This window comes from Deinococcus alpinitundrae (genome assembly GCF_009982895.1).
Taxonomy (GTDB): domain Bacteria; phylum Deinococcota; class Deinococci; order Deinococcales; family Deinococcaceae; genus Deinococcus; species Deinococcus alpinitundrae.
On record NZ_WXZL01000008.1, the window covers coordinates 23,736 to 48,907 of the forward strand.

The 25,172-nt window shown below is 66.8% G+C and carries 26 protein-coding genes; 12 read left to right on the plus strand and 14 right to left on the minus strand.

Annotated features, from left to right (window positions below; translation table 11 throughout):
• Positions 1-11 precede the first annotated feature (11 nt).
• Both dxr and GUI70_RS09105 read left to right on the plus strand, forming a co-directional pair.
• A complete protein-coding gene (gene dxr / locus GUI70_RS09100; protein ID WP_161882000.1) occupies positions 12-1,181 on the plus strand; it encodes a 1-deoxy-D-xylulose-5-phosphate reductoisomerase in 1,170 nt (389 codons plus the stop codon).
• Between the two features lie 10 nt (positions 1,182-1,191).
• Positions 1,192-2,319 (plus strand): M50 family metallopeptidase, encoded by a 1,128-nt coding sequence (locus GUI70_RS09105; RefSeq protein ID WP_161882001.1) that lies wholly within the window; start codon positions 1,192-1,194, stop codon positions 2,317-2,319.
• Positions 2,320-2,346: 27 nt separating this feature from the next.
• Here the strand turns inward: GUI70_RS09105 and GUI70_RS09110 are convergent, their stop codons facing one another.
• Together GUI70_RS09110 and metG are read right to left on the minus strand one after the other, a co-directional pair.
• The gene (locus tag GUI70_RS09110) at positions 2,347-2,847 is read right to left on the minus strand and encodes a P-loop nucleotide/nucleoside kinase family protein (RefSeq protein ID WP_161882002.1); all 501 of its coding nucleotides are present in this window, start codon (positions 2,845-2,847) and stop codon (positions 2,347-2,349) included.
• Positions 2,848-4,863, minus strand: a complete 2,016-nt coding sequence (metG, locus tag GUI70_RS09115; RefSeq protein WP_161882003.1) for a methionine--tRNA ligase — start codon at positions 4,861-4,863, stop codon at positions 2,848-2,850.
• 276 nt (positions 4,864-5,139) lie between these two features.
• Here metG and GUI70_RS09120 point away from each other — a divergent pair, with 276 nt between their 5' ends.
• Positions 5,140-5,796, plus strand: a complete 657-nt coding sequence (locus GUI70_RS09120; RefSeq protein ID WP_161882004.1) for a DUF2259 domain-containing protein — start codon at positions 5,140-5,142, stop codon at positions 5,794-5,796.
• A gap of 4 nt (positions 5,797-5,800) precedes the next feature.
• Here GUI70_RS09120 and GUI70_RS09125 read toward each other — a convergent pair whose 3' ends face one another.
• From GUI70_RS09125 to GUI70_RS09140, 4 genes are all read right to left on the minus strand, one after another.
• Positions 5,801-7,465 (minus strand): VOC family protein, encoded by a 1,665-nt coding sequence (locus tag GUI70_RS09125; protein ID WP_161882005.1) that lies wholly within the window; start codon positions 7,463-7,465, stop codon positions 5,801-5,803.
• Positions 7,466-7,546: 81 nt separating this feature from the next.
• Entirely contained in the window at positions 7,547-8,011 is a 465-nt protein-coding gene (locus GUI70_RS09130; protein ID WP_161882006.1) for a MarR family winged helix-turn-helix transcriptional regulator, read from the minus strand.
• Positions 8,012-8,066: 55 nt separating this feature from the next.
• Positions 8,067-9,677: a S49 family peptidase gene (locus GUI70_RS09135; RefSeq protein WP_161882007.1), complete on the minus strand. Its 1,611-nt coding sequence runs from the start codon at positions 9,675-9,677 to the stop codon at positions 8,067-8,069.
• Positions 9,678-9,826: 149 nt separating this feature from the next.
• The gene (locus GUI70_RS09140; protein WP_161882008.1) at positions 9,827-10,942 is read right to left on the minus strand and encodes a BMP family lipoprotein; all 1,116 of its coding nucleotides are present in this window, start codon (positions 10,940-10,942) and stop codon (positions 9,827-9,829) included.
• Between the two features lie 176 nt (positions 10,943-11,118).
• Here GUI70_RS09140 and ligA point away from each other — a divergent pair, with 176 nt between their 5' ends.
• The 6 genes from ligA (at position 11,119) to coaE (ending at position 16,269) form a co-directional block, all read left to right on the plus strand.
• The gene (ligA, locus tag GUI70_RS09145) at positions 11,119-13,215 is read left to right on the plus strand and encodes an NAD-dependent DNA ligase LigA (protein WP_161882009.1); all 2,097 of its coding nucleotides are present in this window, start codon (positions 11,119-11,121) and stop codon (positions 13,213-13,215) included.
• Positions 13,216-13,285: 70 nt separating this feature from the next.
• Positions 13,286-13,699 (plus strand): Asp23/Gls24 family envelope stress response protein, encoded by a 414-nt coding sequence (locus tag GUI70_RS09150; protein ID WP_161882010.1) that lies wholly within the window; start codon positions 13,286-13,288, stop codon positions 13,697-13,699.
• A complete protein-coding gene (gene nusB, locus GUI70_RS09155) occupies positions 13,696-14,214 on the plus strand; it encodes a transcription antitermination factor NusB (protein ID WP_161882011.1) in 519 nt (172 codons plus the stop codon). The genes GUI70_RS09150 and nusB overlap by 4 nt, the downstream gene beginning before the upstream one ends.
• Positions 14,211-15,107: a bifunctional 5,10-methylenetetrahydrofolate dehydrogenase/5,10-methenyltetrahydrofolate cyclohydrolase gene (locus tag GUI70_RS09160; protein WP_161882012.1), complete on the plus strand. Its 897-nt coding sequence runs from the start codon at positions 14,211-14,213 to the stop codon at positions 15,105-15,107. Before nusB ends, GUI70_RS09160 begins: the two co-directional genes overlap by 4 nt.
• Before the next feature lie 80 nt (positions 15,108-15,187).
• Positions 15,188-15,646, plus strand: a complete 459-nt coding sequence (locus GUI70_RS09165; protein ID WP_161882013.1) for a divergent PAP2 family protein — start codon at positions 15,188-15,190, stop codon at positions 15,644-15,646.
• A 17-nt stretch (positions 15,647-15,663) separates the two neighbouring features.
• On the plus strand, positions 15,664-16,269 hold the full coding sequence (gene coaE, locus GUI70_RS09170) for a dephospho-CoA kinase (protein WP_161882014.1): 606 nt from the start codon (positions 15,664-15,666) through the stop codon (positions 16,267-16,269).
• 7 nt (positions 16,270-16,276) lie between these two features.
• Here the strand turns inward: coaE and GUI70_RS09175 are convergent, their stop codons facing one another.
• Positions 16,277-17,188 (minus strand): LysR family transcriptional regulator, encoded by a 912-nt coding sequence (locus tag GUI70_RS09175; RefSeq protein ID WP_161882015.1) that lies wholly within the window; start codon positions 17,186-17,188, stop codon positions 16,277-16,279.
• A gap of 114 nt (positions 17,189-17,302) precedes the next feature.
• On the opposite strand from GUI70_RS09175, the gene GUI70_RS09180 reads away from it, so the two are divergent.
• Positions 17,303-17,563, plus strand: a complete 261-nt coding sequence (locus GUI70_RS09180) for a hypothetical protein (protein ID WP_161882016.1) — start codon at positions 17,303-17,305, stop codon at positions 17,561-17,563.
• Here GUI70_RS09180 and GUI70_RS09185 read toward each other — a convergent pair.
• From GUI70_RS09185 to GUI70_RS09200, 5 genes are all read right to left on the minus strand, one after another.
• On the minus strand, positions 17,548-17,895 hold the full coding sequence (locus tag GUI70_RS09185; RefSeq protein ID WP_237724803.1) for a YkgJ family cysteine cluster protein: 348 nt from the start codon (positions 17,893-17,895) through the stop codon (positions 17,548-17,550). The two genes, GUI70_RS09180 and GUI70_RS09185, sit on opposite strands and share 16 nt — an antisense overlap.
• Positions 17,888-18,190: a low temperature requirement protein A gene (locus GUI70_RS24295; protein WP_368733632.1), complete on the minus strand. Its 303-nt coding sequence runs from the start codon at positions 18,188-18,190 to the stop codon at positions 17,888-17,890. Before GUI70_RS24295 ends, GUI70_RS09185 begins: the two co-directional genes overlap by 8 nt.
• Positions 18,190-18,993, minus strand: a complete 804-nt coding sequence (locus tag GUI70_RS09190; RefSeq protein WP_237724805.1) for a low temperature requirement protein A — start codon at positions 18,991-18,993, stop codon at positions 18,190-18,192. Before GUI70_RS09190 ends, GUI70_RS24295 begins: the two co-directional genes overlap by 1 nt.
• 15 nt (positions 18,994-19,008) lie before the next feature.
• A complete protein-coding gene (locus tag GUI70_RS09195; protein WP_161882017.1) occupies positions 19,009-19,821 on the minus strand; it encodes a DNA/RNA non-specific endonuclease in 813 nt (270 codons plus the stop codon).
• Positions 19,822-20,049: 228 nt separating this feature from the next.
• Positions 20,050-20,526 (minus strand): GNAT family N-acetyltransferase, encoded by a 477-nt coding sequence (locus GUI70_RS09200; RefSeq protein ID WP_237724806.1) that lies wholly within the window; start codon positions 20,524-20,526, stop codon positions 20,050-20,052.
• Positions 20,527-21,241: 715 nt separating this feature from the next.
• Here GUI70_RS09200 and rsr point away from each other — a divergent pair.
• Positions 21,242-22,873: an RNA-binding protein Rsr gene (gene rsr, locus GUI70_RS09205; RefSeq protein ID WP_161882018.1), complete on the plus strand. Its 1,632-nt coding sequence runs from the start codon at positions 21,242-21,244 to the stop codon at positions 22,871-22,873.
• A gap of 111 nt (positions 22,874-22,984) precedes the next feature.
• A complete protein-coding gene (locus GUI70_RS09210; protein WP_161882019.1) occupies positions 22,985-23,497 on the plus strand; it encodes a hypothetical protein in 513 nt (170 codons plus the stop codon).
• Positions 23,498-23,573: 76 nt separating this feature from the next.
• On the opposite strand, the gene GUI70_RS09215 is transcribed toward GUI70_RS09210, so the two are convergent.
• The gene (locus tag GUI70_RS09215) at positions 23,574-24,746 is read right to left on the minus strand and encodes an amidohydrolase family protein (RefSeq protein ID WP_161882020.1); all 1,173 of its coding nucleotides are present in this window, start codon (positions 24,744-24,746) and stop codon (positions 23,574-23,576) included.
• Positions 24,743-25,156, minus strand: a complete 414-nt coding sequence (locus tag GUI70_RS09220; RefSeq protein WP_161882021.1) for a globin domain-containing protein — start codon at positions 25,154-25,156, stop codon at positions 24,743-24,745. Before GUI70_RS09220 ends, GUI70_RS09215 begins: the two co-directional genes overlap by 4 nt.
• Positions 25,157-25,172: the final 16 nt, after the last annotated feature.

Below are 25,172 nucleotides of genomic sequence, written 5' to 3' on the forward strand. Positions count from 1 at the left end.
ACTGATCGGCAATGTACCTGACCCTGCTCGGCTCCACCGGCTCCATCGGTACCCAGACGCTCGACGTCATTCGAGAGCGCGGCGACACGGTGGCGGCTCTGGCGGCAGGCCGCAACCTCGACCTCCTTGAAGCCCAGGTGCGTGAGTTTCGTCCCCGGCTGGTCAGCGTGGAGCAAAGCGTGCTGCCTGAAGCCCGTGAACGTCTCGGTTCGCTGGCCCGCGTCATCGCCGACCCTGCCGAGGTCGCTGTTCAGGACGCCGACGTGTGCGTCAATGCTATGAGCGGCCTCAAGGGTCTGGCGCCCACTCGCGCCGCCCTGGAAGCGGGCCGGGCGGTGGCGTTGGCGACCAAGGAGGCGATGGTCATCAGTCACCATCTAATCTGGGAAGCGGCGGCGCGCGGTGGCGGGCGCATCGTGCCGGTGGATTCCGAGCATACCGGCGTGTATCAGGCGCTGACCGGCGAACATCTGGACGACGTGGCCGAGCTGATTCTGACCGCTTCGGGCGGTCCCTTCCGGCAAGGCCCCGCTGATCTCAGCCAGATCACCCCCACGCAGGCGCTGAGGCATCCCTCGTGGAGCATGGGCCGCAAGATCACCATTGATTCGGCCACCCTCTTCAACAAGGGGCTGGAGGTCATGGAGGCCGCCAGCCTCTACGGCGTGCCAGTGTCGCAAGTCGGCGTGCTGGTGCATCCGCAGAGCATCGTGCACGCGCTGGTGCGCTTCCGCGACGGCAGCCTGAAGGCCCAGCTCGGTCCCACCGACATGCGCCTGTCGATTGCCTACGCCATCGACGCCGCGCCCAGCGGCATGCGCTTTCCCGGCGACGTGCGCGGCGCGCGGCGCAGGGGAGAGGTCGCCGGGCATCTGGGCTTTGATCTGACCGGCCAGCTGGAATTTTCCGCTCCTGACCTGACCCGCTTTCCCTGCCTGGGGCTGGCCTACCGCGCCGGGGCAACGGGCCAGCTCGCACCCACCGCCCTCAATGCCGCCGACGAGGTGGCGGTGGACGCTTTTCTGGACGGCCAGCTCAGTTTCCTGGGCATCGCCAGGGTGCTGGAAACCGTGCTGGACGAAGCGCCGGGCGGCCAACTCACCTGGGACACGCTGGCGCAAACCGACACCTGGGCACGGCGCCGGGCCACCGAACTGATTGGGACTGAGGTAAAACTGTGAGGACAACACCATGAGTTTTTTTCAAGGCATCGCTTCGGCGCTGACCCCCGCCGGGCTGCTGTGGACTTTGCTGATCATCACCGTCGCCACCTTTTTGCACGAGCTGGCGCACTACGCGCTGGCCAGAAGGCAGGGCGTCAAGGTCAATTCGTTTTCCATCGGCATGGGGCCAGTCCTGGCGCGGCGGATGTGGCGCGGCACCGAATGGCGCTTGAGCCTGCTGCCGATCGGCGGCTACGTCGAGATCGACGGCATGGCTCCCGACATCGAGGGCGACTCGGTGCGCGCGCCCACGCGCGGGTTCGCGGCGCTGGGCGCACCCGGCAAGGTCGCGGTGCTGCTGGCTGGGCCGGTCATGAACCTGCTGGTGGCGTTCCTGATCATTACGGCCACCTTGAACGCCAACGGCCTGAGCACACCCGTCAATACCCAGATCAGCATTTCGCAGGTGCTGCCGGATTCGCGGGCGCAGGCGCTGGGCCTCAAGGTGGGCGACACCATCACCGCCATCGATAATCAGCCGCTGCCGGAAACCTACCAGGACGCCGGGCAGGTCAAACCCGGCTGGCAGCGCCTGGCCTCGGTGCTGGCTGTCAGCGGGCCGCACACCCTGACGCTGGAGCGGGCCGGTCAGCTGGTGCAGGTACCGTTTACCTGGACGGCCAGTGTGGGCGGCGTGCAGCAAAAGCTCGGGGTCGCCTACGGCCCTGGCCTCAGCACCACGCCGCTGAACTTGCCTCAGGCCGCCTCGCAGGCCGGAAAAACCCTGGTGGGTGCCGTGCCGCAGGTGCTCAACGCCTTCAAGAACCTGTTCGTCCGCTTCTTCACCCTCAACCTCAAGACCGATGAGGGCGTGGTCGGGCCGGTTGGCACGGTGCAGGTCGTGTCTCAGGCGGCCAGTCTAGGCGGCTGGACGCTGCTGGGGATCGCGGCGGCCATCAACCTCAGCCTCGGGTTTTTCAATCTGCTGCCGATTCCGGGCCTCGACGGTGGGCGCATTTTGCTGGTCATCGTCGGCGTGCTGCGGGGCCGTCCGCTGACCTTCGCCCAGGAACAGGTGGTCACGGCGGCGGGCTTCGGCCTGGTGATGCTGCTCACCGCCTTTGTGCTGGTGCGCGATCTGGCGCGGTTTTTCTAAAGCCGTACGGACCCGGCCGAACCCGTACTACCTGAGCCGTTCCCAGCTTGCCCGTTCTTCTTCGGTGGGCCGCTGAAACCTGGGGATCATCTCTTCCAGTTGGGCCGCGCTGATCGGCACGTCGCCCACGCCGAGCCGCCCATTGCGGGCCTCGACCCGGCGCATCAGCTCTTCGTGGGGCACGTCCAGAAAGCGGAAGTCGACTCTTGCTCCCAGTGCTCTGGCTCTGGCGCTGTAGTCCTCGCGCTCCGAGTGTCCCCACAACCCGTAATCCAGCACCACGTTCACGCCCAAGCTCAAGGCCCGCGCTCCCAGGGTCCACAGCAGGGTTTCGACCACTTCTCGTTTGTCGCCGGATTCGCCCCAGCCGAACAGAGGCATCATCCAATCGTCCTTGGTGAGGCGCAGGGCATGGTGCTCAAGCTCTAGCGCCCTGGCGAGCGTGGTCTTTCCGGAGCCGGGCAGGCCGACCATGACAAAGAGAGTCGGCAGAGTGGCCGGCTCTGTGTGCTGTTTAGTGTGACCCATTTACCTCACCTTCGTTCCGCTCGGCAAATCCAGCCCCGTGCCCAGCAAGTCCAGCTTGCCCTCGGCGTCCTCAGCGGCCAGAATCATGCCCTGCGACTGAATGCCGCGTAGCTTGGCGGGCTTGAGATTGGCGACCAGCACCACCTTGCGCCCCACCAGGTCTTCCGGCGCGAACCACTGGCGGATGCCGCTGACGACGGTGCGCTCCTCATCGCCCAGCCTCACCGTCAGCTTGAGCAGCTTGTCGGCCTTCGCCACCGCCTCTGCCGCCACGACTTCCACGATGCGGAGATCAATCTTGGCGAAGTCGTCGATGCTGATCAGGTTGTCTGAGTCAGCCTCCGGCGTAGCTGCGGCGGGCCTGGTGGGCATTTCCGAGGTCATGGGCTGCTCCTTCTTTTCTTTTTCTGGCTGGAGCTTTTCGGACTGGGGTTTGGTTTGGGCGGGAGGCGCGGCGTCAGTGGGCTCGCCCTTCGGCTCTGGTTTGGGAAACAGCACTGGCCCGCCCGGGATCTGTGTTCCGGCGGCGATCAGGCCCCAGGCGGGCGTCAGGGTGTAGCTCTGGCCGCCTAGTCCGAGCTGGATTCTGAGCTCGCGGGCCTTGCTGGGAATGGCCGCTTCCAGTGCCACGCTCGCCACCCGCAGGCCCTCGGCAGCGGTGTAGAGCACGGTATCCAGCCTCCCGGCGTCGCCCGGATTCTTCGCCAGTGCCCAGGGGGCACTCTCGGCGATGTAGCGGTTGAGGTCGCGCACGAACTCCATCGCGGCTTCCAGCGCCATATTGACCTTAAGGTCGCGCACCAGGCCCATGATCCGCTCCGGCAGGCCCAACGCCGCCGCCCTGATGCCCTGCTCGCGGTCATTGAGTGCCCCGGCAGCGGGCAGCACACCGCCCCGGTACTTCTGAATCATGCTGACGGTGCGCGAGAGCAGATTGCCCAGGTCGTTGGCGAGGTCGGCGTTCTGGCGGTTGATCAGGATGCCCTCGCCGTAGGGGCTGTCGGCGCTGAGGGTCGCCTCGCGCAAAATGGTGTAGCGTACCGCGTCCACGCCGTACGCGCTCACCAGCGCTTCGGGGTCGATGGCGTTGCCCAGCGACTTGCCCATCTTGCGTCCGTCCTCGGCCAGGATGTGCGCGTGGACGACCAGTTTCTGGTAGGGAGCGACGCCCGCCGCCCGCAGCATGGTGGGCCAGAACACCGCGTGCGGTTTGAGGATGTCCTTGCCGATGACGTGCCAGGCATGGTCGAACAGCTCCGGGCGGCCCTTGCTGCTGGGGGCCGAGAGGTAGTTCAGCAGGGCATCAAACCACACGTAGGTCACATGATCGGCGTCCCAGGGCAGCTCGATGCCCCACGGCACCCGGCTCTTGGGCCTGGAAATACTCAGCGGCCCGATGGGTTCGCGCAGCATCTCGATGACTTCGTTGCGGTAGCCGCTCGGCTGAATGAACTCCGGGTGCGTCTGGATGTGCTCCAGCAGCCAAGGCTGATACTTCTCCATGTTGAAGAAGTAGTTGGCCTCGCGCCGCAGTTCCGGCGGGTCCTTGTCGCCGGGAAAGCGCTTGACCCCGTCCGGCCCGGCCACCAGTTCCTTCTCGGTGACGTAACGCTCGGCCCCCACCGAATACAGGCCCTCGTACTCGGCGAAGTAGATGTCGCCCGCCTCGTAGACGCGCTGCAACACAGCCTGTACATACGTCTTGTGTCTGGTTTCGGTGGTGCGGATGAAGTCGTCGTAACTGATGTTGAGCCGGTCCCACAGGCCCTTGAAGGCCCGCTGCGACAGGTCGTCGACGAAGCGTTGCGGCGTCTGTCCGGCCTTGGCGGCGGCCTTGCTGATCTTCTCGCCGTGCTCGTCGGTGCCGGTCACGAAGTACACGTCGTACCCGGCCAGGCGGTGATAGCGCGCAATCGCGTCGGTCAGGATCTTCTCGTAGACGTGCCCAATGTGCGGCGCACCGTTGGCGTAGTCGATGGCCGTGGTGATGTAAAAGGGTTCTCTGGCTGTGGACATGGAAGCGCTCCTTCTGAGGCCCGTGAAGGCGTAGCGTGAACAGGATAGCGGGTAGGCCGTGGAAGGGAGGCGGTGCAGGGTGCGGGAAGGCTTCTGTGCGTTTCGCCCAAAAGAGAGCGGGCCTTTCCCCTCTTCGGAAAAAGCCCGCTCACCACCGCCCCGCAGCGGCTAGCACGGGCGCATTCGCAGCATTCGCAGGGTGCAGCAGCGGGTCATGGTTTCAGTCTAGCGCACGCCGGAGCGTGGCAAAATGCGCCGGGCAGCTTACCCTGAGGTATGAAACGCTTTCTCGTGTTGCTGGCGGCCCTCTGCGGCCTGGCCCACGCCGCTGATTCTCCCCACATCGTCCAGCAGGGCTTCAGCCGCGACGCCCACTACCACCTGCTGCTGACCGCCTGGATTCAGGACGGCAGCGGCTTTGCGGCGGCGGCGCTGCAAATCACCGATGTCCGGCGCAACGCGGTGGCCTACCGCCTGCAGCACACCTGGAAGCAGGAAACGGTGAGCGCAGCCAGACTGTCCAGCCTGGTCAAGACCTGGCGTGGTGGACAGCTCAAGGTGCTCAAGCGCTACGGCCTGACCGCGCCCATGCCGGGCCAGCGCCTCTTCAACGCCGCGCTACAGCCGGGCTACCCCAGCACCGCGCCCATCAGCACCCTGACGAAAGCGGGCACCTTCACCCTCGTCAGCCTGCCGCTCCACTCCGGGTGCCGCGTCTCGGAGCGGCCCACGCTGGGCCTGGCGCTGACCCTGGGCGGGCGCGAGTTGCAGCGCGACACCCGCCTGCCCGCCTCGCGGGCGTGTGCCAGCGGCTATCGGCTGGAGACGGCCTACCGCTCCAAGTCGGCGCTGGCGGTCATTGTGCGGGTCTACTCGCCGGGCTTCGAGGGGCCGGACGCGACGCCGCTGGTGGTGACGGCCGAGCTGAAGTAATCCATCAGCCCAGGCTTGCGGCCCGCCGCATCAGCTCGCGCGCCGTGTCCAGCTCGGCCTTGTCGATGCTGTGGCCCAGTCCCGGATACACCTGGGCGTCGACGCTCGCACCCAGCCTCCGCAGCACCTCGACACTTTTCTCAAAGCGCTCCAGCGGAATGTGCGCGTCGTCCGGGGCCACGCCCATGAACACCGGCGTTCCGGCGAGGTCGCCGCCGTGCTCCAGCGTGATCAGTGCGCCCGAAAAGGCCAGCACGCCGCCCAGCTTCTCTCCGCGTCTGGCCGCGTATTCCAGCGCCAGGCACGCGCCCTGCGAGAAGCCGCCCAGCACGATCTGCTCGGGTTTGAGACCCCGTTCCTCCAGTTCGGCCATCAGCACGTCGATGGTGGTCAGGGCGTTGTCCAGTTGTGGCTGGTTGTGCTCGATGGGGGCCAGGAACGACTGCGGATACCAGCTTCCGCCTTCGGCCTGCGGCGCGAGGTAGCTGTAGGCGCTGAGATTGAGCTGCGGTTCCAGCCCCAGGATGTCCTGCGCCGTGCTGCCGCGCCCGTGCAGCAGCACGGCGGCCATGCGGCCCTCACCCAGCGGCCGGCCGGCCGTCATGACCGAAATGGAAGGCTGCGTCTGCGCCGCTTGTGGATTCGGCGCGGCGGCCAACTCACGCTGCCCGATGGTCACGCCGTACTCGCGGCTGACGATCTTCGGCACCTGACGCTCAATCGCGTCGCGCTGCGCCTCATACCACTCGGGCAACTTGAGGTGCTGGCCGAGTTCGTCGACCGCTTCGTCGTCGGGAAAGCCGGGTGCGTCGGTGGCGATTTCAAACAGCACGCCGTTCGGCTCGCGGAAGTAGATGCTGTGGAAGTACTGACGGTCCTGAACCGGGGTGGGCCGGTAGGCCGCCGCCGTCAGGCTTTCCAGATAAGCGGCCTGCTCGGCGTCGTCACGGGTCCGCAGGGCGACGTGATGCACGCTGCCCGCGCCGAAGCTGCCGCGTGGCTGGCCGGGGCGCTCCACGGCGTCCACAAACAGCCCGACGTTCTGGCCGCTGCCCTGAAATCGGGTGCGCTGACCTTCTGGGTCGGCTTCGCTGCCCACCTCGCTGAAGCCCAGGTGCCCCACCAGGAGTTCGGCCACCGCCGCCGTCTGGCCCACCCAGGCCGTGACCGAGTGAAAGCCGCGCAGGGCGTACTCGACAGGAATGGGGGAGTGGGGCCAGGCTTCGACCGGCGAAACGGCGTCGTCCGTGTCGAAAATCAGCTCCACCCAGGTCCCGTCCGGGTCGGCGATGCGCAGCACGCGGTCGCCGAAACGCACGCTCTCCTGCGGTCCGAAGTCGGCCAGCCGTAGCCGTGAGCGCCAGAAGTCCAGGCTCTGCCGGGGCGCGCTGTAGGCGGCGGCCACCACTTCTCCGTTGCCACGCACGCCGCGCTTCGCGCCGGGCCAGGGAAAGTGGGTCATGATCGTGCCGGGCTTGCCGGTCAAATCACCGTAGTACAGGTGATAGGTGCCGGGGTCGTCGAAATTGACCGTCACCTTCACGAGGCGCTGGCCCAGCGTCTGGCTGTAGAAGTCGATGTTGCGCTGCGGGTCGCTGGCCATCACGGTGAGGTGATGCAGGCCTTGGACCGGCGAGAAGCCGGGAGCGGGAGAAGTCGAATCGGTCATGCCGATATTTAATCACTTAACATTGAACAATTTCAGTGATGAATGTCACCCCTGAAGGTCACGGGCGGCTGTCCGGAGCAATCAGTCGGTTTCGGCCGCGCTGAGGGACAGACCCAGTTTGCGGGTCAGATTGGAGAGCTGGGCGAGCTCGTCCTCACTGAGCGCACTGAACACGCTCACCACGCCGTCTACATGTGGCGGCAGCACGCGCGCGATCAGCCCGTGACCTCCTGCGGTCAGCGAGACGTTGGTGACGCGGCGGTCCTGTTCGCTGCGCTCGCGCCGCACCAGATCGGCCCGCTCCAGATTGTCGATTACCATGGTCAGGTTGCCGCTGGAGCGCAGAATCTTGCTGGCGAGCTGACGCTGGTTCATCGGGCCGAGATGGTAGAGCGCTTCAAGCACCCCGAACTGGCTGATGGTGAGATCAAAGTCGGCAAGGTGGCGGTTGGCCTCCATCTCGACCAGATGCGCTGCCCGCCACAGCTTGATGTATGCGCCCAACGCGGCCCGCTGCTGATCGTTGCCCGCGTAACTGGTCGGCATACAGTCCATGCTGGGTGACGGGGCCGCAAAGTGCAAGTCCCGGCCCCCGCGCGTGTTACTTCAGGGTCAGGTTGAGGTCCAGCCACAGCAGCGCCTGATCGTTCAGGAACGGCGGCTTCAGGCTCACGGCGGCGGCCTGCTGGGCGAACTCCGGCAGCGGTCCCCGATTGGGCGGGCCAGCGGTCCAGACGGGCGCGTCGTAGCTCAACCCGGCCAGTTCGCAGGCGCGCTGCAACGCGGTGTGCACATCGCCGAGTTCGTCGACGAGGCCCGCCGTCAGGGCGTCGGACCCGCTCCAGACCCGCCCGCGGCCCAGGCTGTCGACCTGCGCCGTGCTGAGCCGGCGGCCCTCGGCCACCCGCGCCACGAAGCGCTGGTAGACCTCGGCGATGCCGCGCTCCAGTTCGCTCCGCTCGGCGTCGCTGAACGGCTGCGACGAGCTGTAGATCAGGGCGTTGTCCTGGCGCTCGACCCGTTCGGGCGTGAAGCCCTGGCGCTGATTGAAGTCTTTGAACACCGGCTTGCCCGTCACCACGCCGATGCTGCCAGTGATGGTATAGGGCGAAGCGATCACGTGCGCTGCCCCCGCCAGCACGTAGTAGCCGCCCGACGCCGCCACACTGCCCATCACCGCCACGACGGGTTTCTCGGACGTCTTCACCTCGCGCCAGATCAGATCGGAAGCCAGCGCCGAGCCGCCGCCGGAATCGACATACAGCACGATGGCTTTGGTCTGTTTGTCGGCCTTGGCCCGGCGCAGGGCCGCCACCACCGTGTCGGACCCGGCCATCGCGCCGCCCAGCAGCGGAATGGGCAGCGGGTTGGTGCGCGACTTGCCGGTGACGATGTTGCCGACGACCGGCACCAGCGCGATGCGCCCCGCCCCGCGCTGGCTGCGTGCGGGCATCAGCAGCTCGACCACGGCGGCCAGGGGCCGGGTGGCCGGGCCGATCAGCTCGTCCTCGTAAGCGATTTTGCTGATCAGGCCGAGTTCCAGCGCCCGCTCGGCGCTCGAGACGCCCTCGCCGATCCAGGCCCGCACCGCCGCCTCGCTGACGCCGCGCGCCTCGGCCAGATCGCTCGCCCAGGCGTCCTCCATGCCGCGCAGCAACTCGGCGGTCTGAAGGCGCTGCGCCTCGTCCATGTGGTCTTGCGAGAAGCGGGTCAGGGCGCTCTTGAATTCGCCGATCCGCAGGTTCTCGAAATCGACCCCGTGCTTTTTCAGGAACGCGCCCAGGTAGGTGATCTCAGCCCCGAAGCCGTGCAGCATGAACTCCGCCGACTCGGGGGCCACCACCTCCTGCGCGCCTGAGGCGGCGAGCAAACTGACCTTGTTGACGCTCGGCAGGTAACTCACCGTGCGCTTGGTTTCTGACAAGCGGCGCAGCATGGCCCGCAGCGCGTGGGCCGAGGCCAGATCGGTCTCCAGGTTGCCGAAACGCAGCAAGACGCCGTGCAGCCACTCGGCCTTGCTCAGCTTTTCGAATTTGGCCGAGAGCGATTCCAGCGTCTCGTTGCGGCTCAGGAGCGCCGCGATGGGATTCGTCGGCTGGCGGGCAGGCAGCGCGCCGCCGATGTCCACGACCACCCAAGTCGGTTTGCTCACGCCTGCGGGCAACGCCGCGCCCGACTGCTCGGAAAGGCTGTTCAAAAAAGGAATGTTCACCGCTTCAAGGTACTCGCAAAGGGTGAAGGTTGCTCAGGACCAAAAGCACAAAATCGCCAAAAGAGGCCCGCACGTTCACGGGAAACGTGCGGGGCCTTGAACGTCAGTCTAAAGGAAAGTGTAAGGCTTGTCGCCCCCAGAGCTTACGATCAGCGGTCGCTGGGCACCTTGATCGTGCCGCTGATGATCTTGGCCTTGATGGCCTCAACCTTGGCGACCTGCGAGCTGGGAATCAGGGCCTTGTTGTACTGGTCGATGGCGTAGCCCACGCCGCCTTCCTTGAGGCCGAAGACGCGCTGGCCACCCTTGAACTTGTCGGCCTTGACATCCTGAACCAGGGTGTAGACGGCGTTGTCAACCCGCTTCATCATGCTGGTCAGGCCGTGATTCAAGGTGCCGGGCTTGCTGTCGAAATCGCCCAGGTAGTTCTGGTTGCTGTCCACGCCGATAAAGAACATCGGGCGGGTGCTGCCCGCGCAGCTTGCCGTGTAGCTGGCCGACTTGGGCACATTCTTGAAGTTGTCGGTCTTGAAGGTCACACCCTTGGGAAGCTGCGCGGCCTTGAGGCACTGCTGCTGCTTGACGTAGTCCTGCAGGCCCTTGCCCGAGGCTCCGGCAGCGGCGAACACGATGTCCGCTCCCTTGGCCTTCATGCTGGCCGAGATTTCCTTGGCCTTGCCGGGGTTGTTCCAGGCGTCGGGAGTGGTGCCCACGTACTGGCTGATAATCTGAATCTTGGAATTGGCCGCCTTCGCGCCCGCGATGTACCCGGCCTCGAACTTGTGGATCAGCGGAATGTCCATGCCGCCGAGGAAGCCGAGCACGCCGGTCGAGCTGTTGAGCGCGGCCAGGTAGCCCACCAGGTAGCTGCCCTCCTCTTCCTTGAAGGTCATGCTCTGGACATTCTTGGCGTCGGAAACGTCATCGACCAGACCGAAGGCCAGATCGGGGTTTTCCTTGGCGACCTGGGTGAGGCTGGCGTTGTTGGCAAAGCCCACCGCGACGGTGAGGTCAAAGCCGTCCTGGGCAAAGCCGCGAATGCCCTGCACCGTCTGGCTGGGATCGGACGGCTCGAAGTCCTTGACGCTCACGCCGCCAGTCTTGACGGCGCGCTGCGAGCCTTCGTAGGCCGACTGGTTGAAGCTCTTGTCGAACTTGCCGCCCGCGTCGTAGGCCATGCCCACGCGAATGCCGCTCTGGGCGGCGGCCAGGCCCGTCAGGGTCAGCAGTGAAAGGGTCAGGGCGGTCTTGGAAAGTTTTTTCATGGATGTCCTCCTGGATCAGGTACTCGAAACGCTGTTCGTCGACTGATGTTCAGCCCAGCGCTGTTCTTCTAAGGCGAAAGTATACGCGAAATGACGAAACGCTAAAGGTGTGCCCGGGCGCGCGCGGTGGGTCAGGGTCGGGCACACGGCCCCCGTGTCAATGGTAGCGTGGGCCCATGAGTGCCGAACAACGAACCCCAAACGAAGATTCAGCCCAGGGCGTAACAGACCAGGAGAAAACGAGCCAGGGTAGCCTAGCCCGGCAACGTTACGACTGGCTGACGGCCGAACTCGCCCGCCACAACCGTCTCTACCACGAGCAGGACGCGCCCGAGATCGCCGACCACGAGTACGACGCCCTGGCCAGAGAAGCCCGCGCCCTGGAAGCCGGGCATCCCGATTGGTTGACCCAGGCTACCTCGCCCGCGCAGGCGGTGGGCGGCGCGCCCAGCAGCGCCTTCGCAGCAGTCAATCACCCCACCCCCATGACCAGCCTCGATAACGTGTTCGGCGACGACGAGTTGCGCGGCTTTCAGGAAAAGCTGGCGCGGTCACTCAACATTGCGCCGGACGCCGCCGACTTCGCGTATACCTGCGAACTCAAGATCGACGGCCTGAGCGTCAATCTGTATTACATCGACGGCGAGTTGCAGTGGGCCGCCACGCGCGGCAACGGACTGACCGGCGAGATCGTGACCGCCCAGGTGTTGACCATTGCCGGGTTGCCGCAAAAGCTCGAAGGACTGAAGGGCGAGCTGGAAGTGCGCGGCGAGGTGTATCTGAGCCGCGAGGAGTTCGCCGCCTACAATGAGCGCGCCGAGGAGCTGGGCAGTGCGCCGCTGAAAAACCCCCGCAACGGAGCGGCCGGAGCGCTGCGCCAGAAAGACCCGGAACTCACGCGCTCACGCAACCTCAGCGCCATTCTGTACGCGCTGGGCAAGCGCGACGGCGTGCCGGTGCAGACCCAGTGGGAGGTGCTGGAGTGGCTGCGCGAAAAGGGCTTTCCGGTCAGCGAATATTCGCGCCACGTTCGGGGCATTGACGAGGCCGTGCAGTACCACGCCGACCTGCTGGCCGTGCGCGGCGACCTGCCCTTCGACGTGGACGGCACCGTCATCAAGCTCGACGACCTGAACTTGCAGGCCGAATCCGGCTTTACCAGCCGCGCGCCCAAGTGGGCCATCGCTTACAAGTTTCCGGTGGAGGAGGCGCAGACGGTACTGGAGAGCATCAGCATCAATGTGGGCCGCACCGGCAAGCTGGCTCCGCTGGCGCACCTCTCGCCCCGGCTGATCGAGGGCAGCACCGTCAGCAAGGCGACGTTGCACAACGAGGACTTCATCCGCGACTTGGACCTACATGTGGGCGACACCGTGATCGTCCGCAAGGCCGGGGGCGTCATCCCCGAGATCGTGCGGGTGCTGCCCGAGCTGCGCCCTGAGGGAGCCGGGCCGTACCGTTTCCCGGACCACTGCCCCATCTGCGACTTTCCCGCCGTGCGGGAGGAGGGCGATGCCAACCGCTACTGCACCAACCCCGCGTGCCCGGCCAAGCTCTACGAGGGGCTGCGCTACTTCGTCTCGCGCGGGGCGCTGGACATTCGCGGCATTGGCGAGAAGCTGACCCGGCAACTGCTGGAGGCCGGACTGGTCAAGGACGCCGCCGACTTCTACCAGCTCACCGCCGAGCAACTCGCCAACCTGGAGCGCGGCGGCGACAAGAAGGCCGCCAACATCCTGGCGCAGCTCGAAGACAGCAAGGCCAAACCGCTGTGGCGATTGATCAACGCGCTGGGCATGAGCGGCGTCGGGGACCGCAACGCCAAGGCGCTGGCCCGCGCCTTCGGGTCGCTGAGCGCGCTGGAAGCGGCCACCCCCGAGCAGATCGAGGCGGTGCCGGGGCTGGGCGGGGTGTTGGCCCACAGCGTCAGCGCCGAGTTGGGCAGCGAGCGGTTGCAGGGCCTGATCGCCAAGCTGCGCGCCGCCGGACTCGGCCAGCAGGTCAGCGAGGCCGAGAGCCGCACGGCACAACTCGCAGGTCTCAACTTCGTGCTGACCGGCAGCCTCTCGCGCCCCCGCGACGTGCTGAAAGCGGCCCTGGAAGCGCGCGGCGCGCGCGTCACCGGCAGCGTGACCGGCAAAACGAGTTACCTGGTGGCGGGCGAGGACGCCGGAAGCAAGCTGACCCGTGCCCAGGAACTCGGCCTGCCGGTGCTCGACGAGGCGGCGCTGGCAGCGCTGCTCTCGGAGCTGGGCGCGCCGCTGCTAGACTGATGATTCATTCTGGAGCCGCTCCTCGGCTCCGCGCCGCATGACAGCAAAAGCACTGCACCGGGAGAAGTCTATGGAACTTGAGATCAGCAAGAACGTCCTGACCGATATCGCCACCTCCACCCTGGAGCACATCGAGGGCCTGAGCATCGCCGCCGCCGCCGCGCCGCGTCCCGGCAAGCTGGGCGAGGCGATCAGCGATTCTCTAAGTGACTCGCTCGGCAGCCTCGGCGCGGGCGAATTGCCGACCTCGCGCCGTCCCCGGGCGCTCAAAATCACCCGCGAGGGTCAGCAGGTCAGCCTGGACGTTGGCCTCACCATCGAGTACGGCAAGAATCTGCATGCCCTGGCCCAGCAGGCCCAGCGTGCCCTGCAGGAAAATATCGAACTGATGACCGGCCTCAAGGTCAGGGCTGTCAACGTGACGGTGCAGAGTCTGAGCCTGCCGACCCCGCCTGCGGTCCAGCCGCCGGCAGGTCAGCCGTGACCCGCCGTGAGCGCACCGCGGCCCAGCCGGTCGGCACCCGCCGGGCCGCCCGCGAGTTTGCTTTCCGGGTGCTGTTCGAGGCCGGGCAGGGCGGCTTGCCTTTTCAACAAATCTACACCCGCGCCGAGGGGGCCATGCTCTCGGGCGATGACACCTATCCGCACCTCAACCCCGAGGCGCTGGCCTTCGCGCATGAGCTGGTGTTCGGCTACCACCAGCACGAGCCGGCCATCAACGAACTCTTGCAGCGCACCATTCGCGGCTGGAGCTTCGAGCAGATGGCCCAGACCGATCTCAATGTGCTGCGGCTGGCGGTCTTCGAGATGATTCATACCCAGGAAGCCCACCCGCCGGTCATCGAGAGCGCCGTGCGTATTGCCCGCAAGTTCGGTGGCGACGACTCGGGCCGTTTCGTCAACGGGGTGCTGGGCGGGCTGTCGCGCAGTCTGGAGGCTGGGTCAGCGCTGCCGCGAGAGGCCGCTGTGCCAGAAGAAGTCGGCGAGGCGGAGCGTTGAGCGCGGTTCTTCTCTCCGGCCCGCCTGCGGCCCAGGCGCTGTTGACTGAGGCCGGGGAGCGCGCCGCCCGGCTGCCGCGCCGCCCCGAGCTACACGTCATCCGGCTGGGCGAGGACCCGGCGAGCGTGAGCTATGTCAGCCTCAAGGAAAGGAAGGCGCTGGAAGTCGGCCTGGGCAGCACCGTTCACGCCCTGCCCGAAACAACCACCCAGCCCGAATTGCTGGCCCTGATCGAGCGCCTCAACCTGGATTCGGCCGTGAGCGGGCTGCTGGTGCAGTTGCCGCTGCCCGCCCATATCGAGGTTGGTACGGTCCTGGAAGCCATCAGTCCGGAAAAGGATGTGGACGGCTTTCACCCGGTCAACGTGGGGCGGTTGTGGACCGGAGAGGCGGCGCTGCCGCCCTGCACGCCCGCCGGGGTGGTGGCGCTGCTCGATTACTACCGCGTTCCCATCGCCGGTCGCTGTGCCGTCATCGTGGGCCGCAGCACCATCGTCGGCAAGCCGCTGGCCGCTTTGCTACTGGCCCGAGACGCCACCGTGACGATTGCCCACTCGCGCACGCCCGACCTGGCGGCTGTGACCCGGCAGGCCGAGTTGCTGGTGGTGGCGGTGGGTCAGGCCCACCTGATCACCCCCGAGATGGTGCGCCCCGGCGCAGCGGTGGTCGATGTGGGGGTCAACCGCGTCGGCCTGAGCAAGAGCGGCAAGGCCAAACTGGCCGGGGACGTTCACCCGGACGTGGCCGAAGTCGCCGCCGCCCTGACCCCGGTGCCCGGCGGCGTCGGCCCGATGACGGTGGCCCAGCTGATCATGAACACGGTGCTGGCCGCTGAGCGGCTGCAAGCGGGCGAGCGGGTCACCGAGCTGGTAAGCGCCACCGCACCGCGCTGACAGCCGGTTGTCATGTTTGGGCCTGTAGAATGCCGCCCAGACGTGGACACCTTCTTCCGCATTCCTTCCTGGCCGTGCCCGTGAACTCATTGGCTGAACTGCTCGGCAACCGCTGGTTGTGGACCGCCGTGTTCTCCAGTACCGGGGCGCAAATCGTCAAGGTGCTGCTGATCTTGCTCATTGAGCGGCGCTGGCGGCCCGAGAAGGCGCTGGAAACTGGCGGCATGCCCAGCAGCCACAGCGCGATGGTTTCGGCGCTGGCGACGGGCGTGGCGCTCACCGAGGGACTGGGCAGCCCGCTGTTCGCCGTGGCGACCACCTTCGCCCTGATCGTGATGTACGACGCCACCGGCGTGCGCCACAGCAGCGGCCAGCAGGCCCGGCTGATCAACGAACTCGTCGAGGAACTGCGGGCGGTGGTCCGCGAGGGCTTTGCGCCCAAGCCGCTCAGGGTGCTGCTCGGGCATACCTACCTGGAGGTGCTGGTCGGTACCATCATCGGTGTGCTGGCGGCGTTCCTGGCGTTTCGCTGGCTGTGAGCCTCTAGACTGCATTCATGGCTCCGGCTTCCTTCAAACGCCTTGGCCTCACCGGCTCGATCGGTGCGGGAAAAAGCACGCTGGCCCGGCTGCTGCGTGAGCGCGGCTTCACGGTGCTCGACGCCGACGCACAGGCCCGGCTGGCGACCCAGGAGCCGCAGACCCTCCACGCCATCGAAACGCTGTTTCCCGGTGTGGTGGTCGGCGGCCAGCTCGACCGCCCCGCGCTGTCGGCCCGCGTGTTCGGCTTTCCGGCAGAGCTGGCCAAGCTGAACGCTGTCGTTCATCCCCGCGTGCGTGCCCGAATGGCTGAGCTGGAAGCGGCCGCAGCCCAGGCAGGCGCGCGAACCGTCGTTCAGGACGTGCCGCTACTGTTCGAGGGCGGCTCACGGGCGCTGTTCGACGCCGTGCTGCTGATCGACGCACCGCTCGAGGTGCGCCTGTCCCGGGTCATGGGCCGCGACGGTCTGAGCCGCGAGGCTGTGCTGGCCCGCGACGCCGCCCAGATGCCCGCCGAGCAAAAACGCCGCCTGGCCGACGCGGTGATCGAGAACGGGGGAGATGAGGTCGATCTGGCCGTTCAGCTTGAGGTGGTGCTCAGGAAGCTGGGGCTTCATCCCTGAGCGGTTGTCACACCGCCGGGTAGAGTTGCCCCGCTGGCAGATGGAACGTGCGGTTGGTAGTGTCGCGCGTGACGGCGACAAAGGCGCGCAGCAGTGGCAAGCTGGCCCGCGCCGCCTGCACCGAGAGGCCCAGGGCGCGCTCAAGCGGCACCGGCAGGGCCAGCACCTGAATGCCCGGCAGCAGCGGCTGAGCGGTGAGGGCCGACATGATACTGACGCCCAGGTTGTGCTGCACCATGCCCAGAATCACACTGTCTTCCTCGATGTGCTGAGCTGCCGGTACGCTGACGCCCTGCGCCTGGAGATACTGCACGATCTTCAGGTGGCACGAATCGCCCTGCCCTGGCAGCAGCAGCGGCGTGTGGGCCAGCTCGGCAAGGTCGAAGGGGTGCGGGCCGCGCCGGGTGGGAGTCAGCACGACGTAGGGATCGTGCAGGAGCGGCCACTGCACCAGCGGCCCGGCCAGCGGCAGCGAGGTCAGTGCGGCGTCGGCCTGACCGAGTCGGAGCATCTGCTCGGCGTGCGCGTCGGCATTGACCGCGATGACCCTGACGCTGACGGCGGGATGAAGCTGCCGGAAGCGCGCCAGGGTGGGCGGCAGGAGATGGGTGCCCACGCTGCGAAACGTCGCCAGCCGCAGTTCGCCGCTGAGCACCTCGTCTTGCAGCGAGCGTTCCAGATCGTCGGCGGCCTGGAGCGCTCGCCGGGCGTGTTCGAGGATTCGCTGGCCCGCCTCGGTCAGCCGGGTCCCCTGGGCCTGACGCTGGAGCAGGGCGCGGCCCAGGGCTTTCTCCAGCGAACGCACCGCTTCGCTGAGGCTGCTCTGCGACATTTCCAGCTCGGCGGCGGCTCCGGAAAAGCTGCCCTGCTCAGCCACCGTCACAAAGACGCGCAGCTGGGAAAGCGTTGGCCTGGTCATGTGCTCAGTCTAGGGGAGCGGTGAAGGCAGCTATCGGGAAACCCGAATGCGCCCCGGCAGGGTGGGCGCTGTGCCCGATGGCGTGTTCCTGCGCCCCGGCCCAGACTGCCAGGTATGAACGAGACCCAATGTCCAGTGCGGGAGATCTTCGGCGTGGTGTTCGTGGAACTCATCAACCCCGGCGGCGGCCCGGTGTGCCTGCCCGGCTGGATCACCCGGCTCTGGCCGGTGGCCCGACTGGGCGATCAGACGCTGGAAGCCCGGCCCAGTTTTGGTTCGCTGGGAACGGAGGCGGTTGACGACCTGCTGCGGCAGCTTCGAGATGCGGGCCTGACGCCCCTGGGTGTGCGGCTGCGTTCTCAGCCAGCGGGCTGAAGCGGCTCAGCGCCCCCGGCACTGTCCAGGCCATAAATTTCCAGAAAGCGCTTCACCCTGGCGGTCAGCGTCGGCAGCACCGAGACCTCGCCGCACACCCAGTCGGGCTGGTAGTTGCGGCAGACCTGCGGACGCTCCAAATAAATCTGGCACAAGCAGCCCGCCCCCAGATGCGAACAGACCACGCCCAGTGGCTTGCCGAGTGCGGCGATGTCGGGGGCCGCGCAGCACGCGCCGCACCCCGAGCACTCGCGTTGCCAGGCGCTGCGCGGCGGATATTCGGGCGGGGCCGCGAACAGATCGGGCCGGTCAGACACGAACGGGTCAGCCACGCTCGCGCCGCCCTTCCAGCCACAGCAGTCCCACCAGCAGCGCCACCAGTCCGGCCAGTTGAACCAGTCCGCCGCTCAGCAGGCCAACTGGCGCACTCAGTAGGGCCAGTCCGGCGAACCCGAGCCGGGTCCCGGCGCGGCCAATGCCCACCACCCAGCGGAACAGCACGTCGCCGAGCAGATACAGACTGACCCCGCCCGCCAGGCTCCAGGCCGTGAGGGCGCTGGGCGCGCCGCCGAGGTGGCCCACCACCAGCTTGACGCCCGCCGCCAGCCCGATGATGCCCGCGATCATCAGCACGTGGCCGAAGCCGAATCCCCGCAGCGCCAGGTGCGGGCGTCTCTGGGCCGGGGCGGTTCGAGCGCTCTGGCGGCCCGCTCGTCGTCGCCGCTGAAGTAGCTCCACCACAGCGCGGCGCTGAGCGCCAGCCCCAGCAGCGCACCGAGGGCCAGCCGCCAAGTGATGGCCGAGTCGCCCGCGCCCACGCCGATGGCGACCACGCTCTCGCCCAGCGCGATGATCAGGATCAGGCCGTGACGTTCGGCAAAATGGGCCGGACGCAGCTGAAAGCCGCTCTCACGCCGGAAGACCCCGCTGATCACCAGTACGCCTACCGCCAGTCCCCAGCAGGCCAGCGCCTGACCCGGCAGGAGGGCGGCGACCAGCAGCAGCAAAGCCGCCGCCAGGTTGTAGCCGAAGATGCCCCGGATCGCCTGGGCGCTGCTGTTGGGCGCGTGCTTGAAGAGTCCGGCGTGAATCAGCGTGACGGCCAGATAACCCAGCGCGAAGGCCAGGCCCGCTGCGCCGAAGGCGTGGGGAATACTCAGCGCCATCAGCAGAAAGCCGCCCATGCCGCCGAACATCAGCAGGCGGTAGGCCGTGTTGCCGGTACCGAGATTGTTGGTGAGCCAGATGTAGCCGCTGTACATCCACCAGACGATCAACAGGACCAGGCTGGCCCCCAGGTAATCGGCCGCGCCGTGGGGATGCACGACCAGACTGGTGATCTGGGTAACCGTGAAAACGAACACCAGATCGAGAAAGAGTTCCAGCGTGCTGACTGGTGCAGAAGCAGCGCTGGGCTGGGCCGCCGTCACCGCGCACCCGGCAGGTCAGCTGCCGTAGCTGCCCCCGCAGAAGCTGGCGTGCGCCTGCAAGTTGACGTTGCCGCCGGGAAAAAAGGTCAGGCCGGTGGCGCGCTGCACCTCGCCCACCGTGACCTCGTAACGGGTGAAGTTGCTGCGGGCCGCTGGCAGCTTGCGGTTGGGCATCAGAAAAGCGCGGGCTGCATTGCCGCTGACCACGATCTTGTAGATCGAACTCGGCACCGCTACCTGATCGTCGCCGATGGTCCTGGGTTTGCCCTCGAACACTGGCCCAGTCATGACATATACGCTGCCAAGCTGCTTGGCGCAGTTGCGGGTGGCGCTCTCCAGGCTGGCCCAGATGCCGCTGTTCATGCCGCTGTCTTGCGGCACCATGTTCGACAAATAAAATGACTGGTTCATGGCCTCGTCGGTGCTGGTGAAGTCAGCAGCAGGGGCCATGTGGCCGCGCGCGTAGCCGGACTTGCGGTAGTCACCCAGGGCCGCGCTCTGCGACTCGGCCAGGTCGGGGTCCTGCTGGAAGTTGTCGGCGCGGCTGACCGAGCCGTCGAATTCGGTGGGTTGCAGTTTCTCGGCCACCAGGAGCGGCACCTTTTTGGCCGGATCGTAGACGCTGATGTACTCGGTGCGGCACAGCACGACGGTGCTGACCGGCGCTTCGGGCGAGCCGTCGGCAAACTCGTCGGTGCAGTTGTCGCCGCTGCCCGTTGTCGTGGTGCTCTGTTTGGGGCAGCCCACCAGCACGGCGCTGAGCAGCAGCAGCGCGGCGGCGCTCCAGCACTGTCTGGAGACGGAGGATTTGAAAGTCGGCTTCATCATGGACTTCTATGGTAGCGGCTCGGAAAGGCCGGACAGGTTCAGCCGCACCTGTACTGGGAAGTCTGGGCTGGAAAGAGCGGTGTGGTCGGGAATGTCACCTGGGTGCTGTGCCAGTAGCGTCGCCCCTTAGCGCACTTTCGGATTGGAAACGTGGACGTTTCCGAGCGCTCAAGCGACCTGCCATGCGGCGTCAGGGCATATCGGTGCGGCGGGTCCAAGCTTCTTCCCTCAGCCTTCCTCAATGTTCAGCTCAAGGCCGTAGCACCAGCTGTTCTCAATGCCGACGTAGTACCCGAAGTTGGGGATGCGCTTGAATCCGGCACTTTCATAGAGGCCGATAGCCGCCGCCTGGAGATCGCCGGTTTCCAGCACCACCTCACCCAAGCCGTGTTCGCGTGCCCAGACGATCAGACCGTCCAGCACGGCGCGGCCCAGCTTGCGCCCCCGTGCCCCCGGCTGCGTATACATCCGCTTGATCTCGGCCCTGCTGATCTGAGTGCCGAGATGGTCAAGCGGTTTGAGGCCGCCGATGGCCAGCAGCTCGCCACCTTCCTCCCAGCCGAGTAGCACGCCGCCCGCGAGCGTCGCGGGGTCGAACGGTTCGGTGCGTTCGTCCGTGTCCTGATAAAGCCGCCGGAGTTCGCGCTGCTGCTCGGCCATCAGGTGGTGGGCGCGGGCGTCGCCAAAACTCAGGGTGGTCAGCATGGCGCAGTATCGCCCAACTCGGGGCGCGCTGAGCCGATTGGCCTAGCCCGGCGCTGCGCCACACGGCCCATAGGCAGCCGCCGCCTGACCGCCTAGACTGACCGGGCAATCAGGGGCAGGTGCGGTGCAGACACTCCGGAGCAGCCCCTGATTCGATCTGCCTCCAGCTGTTTGACCGGGCCGAAGGTTCAGGGTTATTGCTCGAAAAAATACCCCCCTGTTCCGTTCCTTGTCCGGTCAACGTTTTGCCTGCTTGTCGGCGTTCAGGGCCGAAATGGTCACGGTGACCCCTTACATAGCCCATGGTCGCTGCGTCGGCACGCCTGGGAGCCGGGCAGACCATTCCACTGCGCCGGGCCTGCGTTGTCCGGCCCGAACTGGCTCCTCTCCTTCCGTGACCAGAACCCTTGCCCTGAACGCGCTGTGCAGGCCAGGCTGTTTTCCGCTTCAACCACACTTCAGCGCCGCGCGAGACAGATCGGCATTTCAATTGGGGGGTGACCGTTCAGTCGCTCAGCGCCGGTTGCCGGGCCTCTCGGCTGCGCCGACCTGGCGAGGCTGATCGAGCCTCGGGTCCCAGCTGTCTTCCCACTGTTGACGTCAGACCTCAACCTACACCCACTGAAGCAGCGGCTCATTTCGAGGCCCTGCCCGGTTTGCGGCGGTTCAGCGAGAGGCCGCCGGTTGTCATTGCCACCCAAGGAGGGCCGCCCGCATGACCGACGCCGCGAAGAACTCTGCCTTAAAGACCCTGCTCAGTGCCATCAACCCCCTTCAGCGTGGCCAGCAGCATCCGCTCGACACGCCTCAGGTCAGGAACAACGCGGGCGGCTTCGTCTACGCCCTGGGTGACGAGGCCCGGCTGACCCGCTTTCTGGTGCTGGGCAGCGACGGCGGCACCTTTTACGCCGGGGCACAGGCCCACACCGTGCAGGCCACCGACTTTCTGCGCGCGCTGGTGGAGCGCGACGCGGCCCTGGCCCTGCGGATCATGCTGGACGTGGTGCGTGCAGGCCGTGCGCCCCGGCCCGACCCGGCGCTGCTGGTGCTGGCCCTGATTGCCAAAACAGCGCCTGATGTGGCCGACCGGCAGGCGGCCTGGCGAGCGCTGCCCGAGGTGGCCCGCACCGGCACCATGCTGCTGCATTTTCTGGCGTTCGTGAAGGCCCTGGGCGGCTGGGGGCGGCTGACCCGCCGGGGCGTGGCGAACGTCTACGAGAATCTAGACGTGGACAGGCTGACCCTCTGGGCCGTCAAATATAAGGGCCGGGACGGCTGGACGCAGGCCGACGCGCTACGTCTTGCGCATCCCAGAACCGCCGATCCGGTGCGCAACGCCGTTTTGAAATTCATGGTCAGCGGCGATCTGGTGCCGCCCCCAGCCGCCGACGCTCCGGCCTTGCGCGTTATTGAGGGGCATCAGCGGGTGCAGGAAGCGCCTAACGACGAGGCCGCTGCACGGTTGATGCTCGACTACGGCCTGCCCGTCGAGGGCGTGCCGACCCACCTGCGCGGCCCCGAGGTCTACCGGGCGGCCATGCAGACCAACGGGCTGACCTGGCTGCTGCGAAACCTCGGCAACCTCAGCCGGGTAGAGGTGCTGAGCGTCAATGACCGCGAACTGGTGGACGCGGCGGTGGCCCGCCTGACCGATCCGCTGGCGCTGGCACGGGGCCGCATTCACCCGCTCGACGCCCTCAAAGCCCGGCTGGTCTACGCGGCGGGCCGGGGTGTGCGCGGCAAGGGCACCTGGCTGCCGGTGCCGCGCGTGGTGGACGCACTGGAAGAAGCGTTTCACATGGCCTTCGGACAGGTGCGGCCCGCCGGAACGCGGCACCTGCTGGCGCTGGATGTCAGCGGCTCAATGACCTGGGGCGAGGTGGCAGGCGTGCCGGGCCTGACACCCAATATGGCGGCGGCAGCCATGAGCATGCTGGCGCTGAGAACCGAACCCGAGGCGCTCACGATGGGCTTTGCCGATCAGTTCCGGGCACTGGGCATCACGCCGCGCGACAGCCTGGAGGCGACCATGCGAAAGGCCCAGTCGGCCAGCTTCGGGGCCACCGACTGCGCGCAGCCGATGCGTTGGGCGGCGCAGGCGAACGTAGATGTGGACACTTTCGTCGTCTACACCGACAATGAGACCTGGGCCGGAACGGTTCATCCGAGCGTCGCGTTGGACCAGTACCGTCAGCGCACCGGCCTGGCCGCCCGCCTGATCGTGGTCGGGTTGACGGCCACCCAGTTCAGCATCGCCGACCCACACAGAAGCGACATGCTCGACGTGGTGGGCTTCGACACGGCCGCGCCGGATCTGATGAGCGCCTTTGCACGTGGTGAACTCTGAAGCGATCAGAGGCTCCAGCCCTGCAGGACCTCGTTTCGCCGGGCCGCTGAGCCGACATGCCCGGTCAGCTTCCTCATCTTCCTGCTCATCTGCGGCCCGTATGCTGGGAGCATGTCCAAACGTCCGCTGTCCGTTGTCTGGCCTGCTCTGTTGTGCGGCCTGACCCTAAGCGCCTGCGCGCCCACCCTCAACCTGGGCAACGTCATCGACACCACTTCTCCCAGCCGGGCCGGACCGCTGCTGGTCGGTCAGACCTGGGCCCTCAGCGGACAGCTCGCCGATGTGAGCGTCAGCAAAACGCTGGCCGTGCCGCGCCTGGTCGAGGTGCAAAACGGCAAGGGCACCCTCAGCGTGGCCGATCAGGCGAGAGACGTGCAGTTGCCGAGCGGCGACTACCAGTACGTGTCATACACCAACAATGATCAACTCAAGAAGACCCGATTCCTGTGGAACGTGGCGGCGGCGGGCGGCGGTGTGGATCAGTACGAGTGCCTGGTCCTGAGTAACGAGAGCCTGCCGCTGACTGGTGTGTTGAGCGTGCAGCGCCAGAATGACGCCACGGTTCAGCGCGGTACCTGCTCGGCCACGCCGACCGATCCCCCCAAGGCCCCGACCACGCCCTGAAGCCAGCTCGATTCAGCTTGCCCTTTCCTGTTGGGCCACGTGCCCGGTTTTGTCTTGCCGGTTTAGTGCCGCCGAATCACGCTGAGGGCCACACGAAGCGCTCGTCCCAGGCCTCGCCGCGGCGCAGGAAGGGTGCCTTGCTGCCCAACACCCGATGCCCACCCTTGACCGCCGCCCGCACGATGAGCCGGGGGTCCAGGTCTGCGTGAATGCGCCGCGCCGCCGCGATCTCGTCGAAGATGTTCAGGGTTTCGCCGCTCGCCACGCTGTCGGTGCCCAGGGCCACGTCCACGCCTGCCGCCACGAAGTCGGTCCAGCGAAAGGTGCCGCACTGCAAGTTGGCGTTGCTGCGCGGACAGGTCACGACGTTCGCGCCCGACTGCGCCACCGTGCGGATGTCGTCGTCCGTCACGTTGACCAGGTGAATGAGCGTCGGTCTGGCGTCCAGCACACCCAGATCGGCAAGATACGACACGGGCGTCAGCTTGGGGTCGGGAGCACGGCCCAGCACTTCCGGTAAGGTCAGTCCCGGCGAGCTGAACTGCACCATCTTCGCGAAGCTCTCGGCCAGCGGCCCGGTGCCCGACGCGAAGAGTTCCAGCTCACTGGGATGCTCGGCCACGTGAATCTGCAGCGGCAAGTTCTCGCGCCGGGTGAAGGCGGCCAGCAAACGGTGGAGTTTGTGCGACACGGTATGTGCCGCGTGCGGTGAGAGACCCAGCCGCATCCCGCCGGGGCGCTCCAGTGGGCGGAAACGGGCCACGTCCTGCACGACCTGGGTAAAAGTCGCGTTAGCGGTGGCCGGGTTGGGATCGAGCACCTCCCAGTAGGCCACGCCGCTCATCTCGGCTTCCGTCAGCAGCCACGCCATCACTTCCGGCGTGCCCGGCCACACGATGTCGCCCAGGGCTGCCGCGCCGCTGGCCCGCACCTGCTCCAGTCCCTTCCTCGCGCCCGCCAGTCCGCGTGAGAGCCTGCCAGCGATGACCACTTCGGGAATCCACTGGAAGTAGGGCAGTGCCCGAAATGCGTAGTCGGACATGTCCAGGTGGGCGTGCGCGTTGACCGGAAGGGGAGAGATGACGTTCACCGTGCGGCCCTGTTCGGCCTGCGGATACTGGGCGTGGAGGGTGTCGAAGTCCCCGGCGGCGGCGATGGTCTGCCCACCCACCACGACCGCCCCGCTGCGAATCGGCAGGCCCATCCCGGTGTAGAGGATGTCAACCTGAATCAGTTCCAGCTCGCTCATTGTTCCGGGTCCGGGGTGTTGACCATGGCGGCGGCGGTGCGCCTCAGCGCGGCGAAGAGTTCGGCGGCGTCCTCGGGCTTCAGCCCCGGCGTCTCGCGCATGGCGGCGTTCATGCAACTCAGCCATGCACGCCCCCGCGTCGGCGTGATCTCGAACGGCAGGTGCCGCGCCCGCAGGCGGGGGTGGCCGAACTGCTGGTGGTACAGCGGCGGCCCGCCCAAGAAGCCGCTCAGGAAGGCCTCCTGCTTGCGGGCGGTGAGGCTCAGGTCGGTGGGAAAAATCGGGATCAAGTCGGGGTGCTGGGCGACGTGGCCGTAGAATCGGGTCACCAGGTCGTGCAGGGTGGCGGGGCCGATGCGCGAATACAGCGTGTCTTCGGGCGAAGTGGCAAGTTGGAGAGGAGCGGTCATGCCGCAAAGCTAGCGC

Bases quoted from the DNA above. Each gene is read 5' to 3' on its own strand.
- dxr (WP_161882000.1), top strand. From the start codon at position 12: ATGTACCTGACCCTGCTCGGCTCCACCGGCTCCATCGGTACCCAGACG.
- GUI70_RS09105 (WP_161882001.1), top strand. From the start codon at position 1,192: ATGAGTTTTTTTCAAGGCATCGCTTCGGCGCTGACCCCCGCCGGGCTG.
- GUI70_RS09110 (WP_161882002.1), bottom strand. From the start codon at position 2,847: ATGGGTCACACTAAACAGCACACAGAGCCGGCCACTCTGCCGACTCTC.
- metG (WP_161882003.1), bottom strand. From the start codon at position 4,863: ATGTCCACAGCCAGAGAACCCTTTTACATCACCACGGCCATCGACTAC.
- GUI70_RS09120 (WP_161882004.1), top strand. From the start codon at position 5,140: ATGAAACGCTTTCTCGTGTTGCTGGCGGCCCTCTGCGGCCTGGCCCAC.
- GUI70_RS09125 (WP_161882005.1), bottom strand. From the start codon at position 7,465: ATGACCGATTCGACTTCTCCCGCTCCCGGCTTCTCGCCGGTCCAAGGC.
- GUI70_RS09130 (WP_161882006.1), bottom strand. From the start codon at position 8,011: ATGCCGACCAGTTACGCGGGCAACGATCAGCAGCGGGCCGCGTTGGGC.
- GUI70_RS09140 (WP_161882008.1), bottom strand. From the start codon at position 10,942: ATGAAAAAACTTTCCAAGACCGCCCTGACCCTTTCACTGCTGACCCTG.
- ligA (WP_161882009.1), top strand. From the start codon at position 11,119: ATGAGTGCCGAACAACGAACCCCAAACGAAGATTCAGCCCAGGGCGTA.
- GUI70_RS09150 (WP_161882010.1), top strand. From the start codon at position 13,286: ATGGAACTTGAGATCAGCAAGAACGTCCTGACCGATATCGCCACCTCC.
- coaE (WP_161882014.1), top strand. From the start codon at position 15,664: ATGGCTCCGGCTTCCTTCAAACGCCTTGGCCTCACCGGCTCGATCGGT.
- GUI70_RS09175 (WP_161882015.1), bottom strand. From the start codon at position 17,188: ATGACCAGGCCAACGCTTTCCCAGCTGCGCGTCTTTGTGACGGTGGCT.
- GUI70_RS09180 (WP_161882016.1), top strand. From the start codon at position 17,303: ATGAACGAGACCCAATGTCCAGTGCGGGAGATCTTCGGCGTGGTGTTC.
- GUI70_RS24295 (WP_368733632.1), bottom strand. From the start codon at position 18,190: ATGATCGCGGGCATCATCGGGCTGGCGGCGGGCGTCAAGCTGGTGGTG.
- GUI70_RS09195 (WP_161882017.1), bottom strand. From the start codon at position 19,821: ATGATGAAGCCGACTTTCAAATCCTCCGTCTCCAGACAGTGCTGGAGC.
- GUI70_RS09200 (WP_237724806.1), bottom strand. From the start codon at position 20,526: ATGCTGACCACCCTGAGTTTTGGCGACGCCCGCGCCCACCACCTGATG.
- rsr (WP_161882018.1), top strand. From the start codon at position 21,242: ATGACCGACGCCGCGAAGAACTCTGCCTTAAAGACCCTGCTCAGTGCC.
- GUI70_RS09210 (WP_161882019.1), top strand. From the start codon at position 22,985: ATGTCCAAACGTCCGCTGTCCGTTGTCTGGCCTGCTCTGTTGTGCGGC.
- GUI70_RS09215 (WP_161882020.1), bottom strand. From the start codon at position 24,746: ATGAGCGAGCTGGAACTGATTCAGGTTGACATCCTCTACACCGGGATG.
- GUI70_RS09220 (WP_161882021.1), bottom strand. From the start codon at position 25,156: ATGACCGCTCCTCTCCAACTTGCCACTTCGCCCGAAGACACGCTGTAT.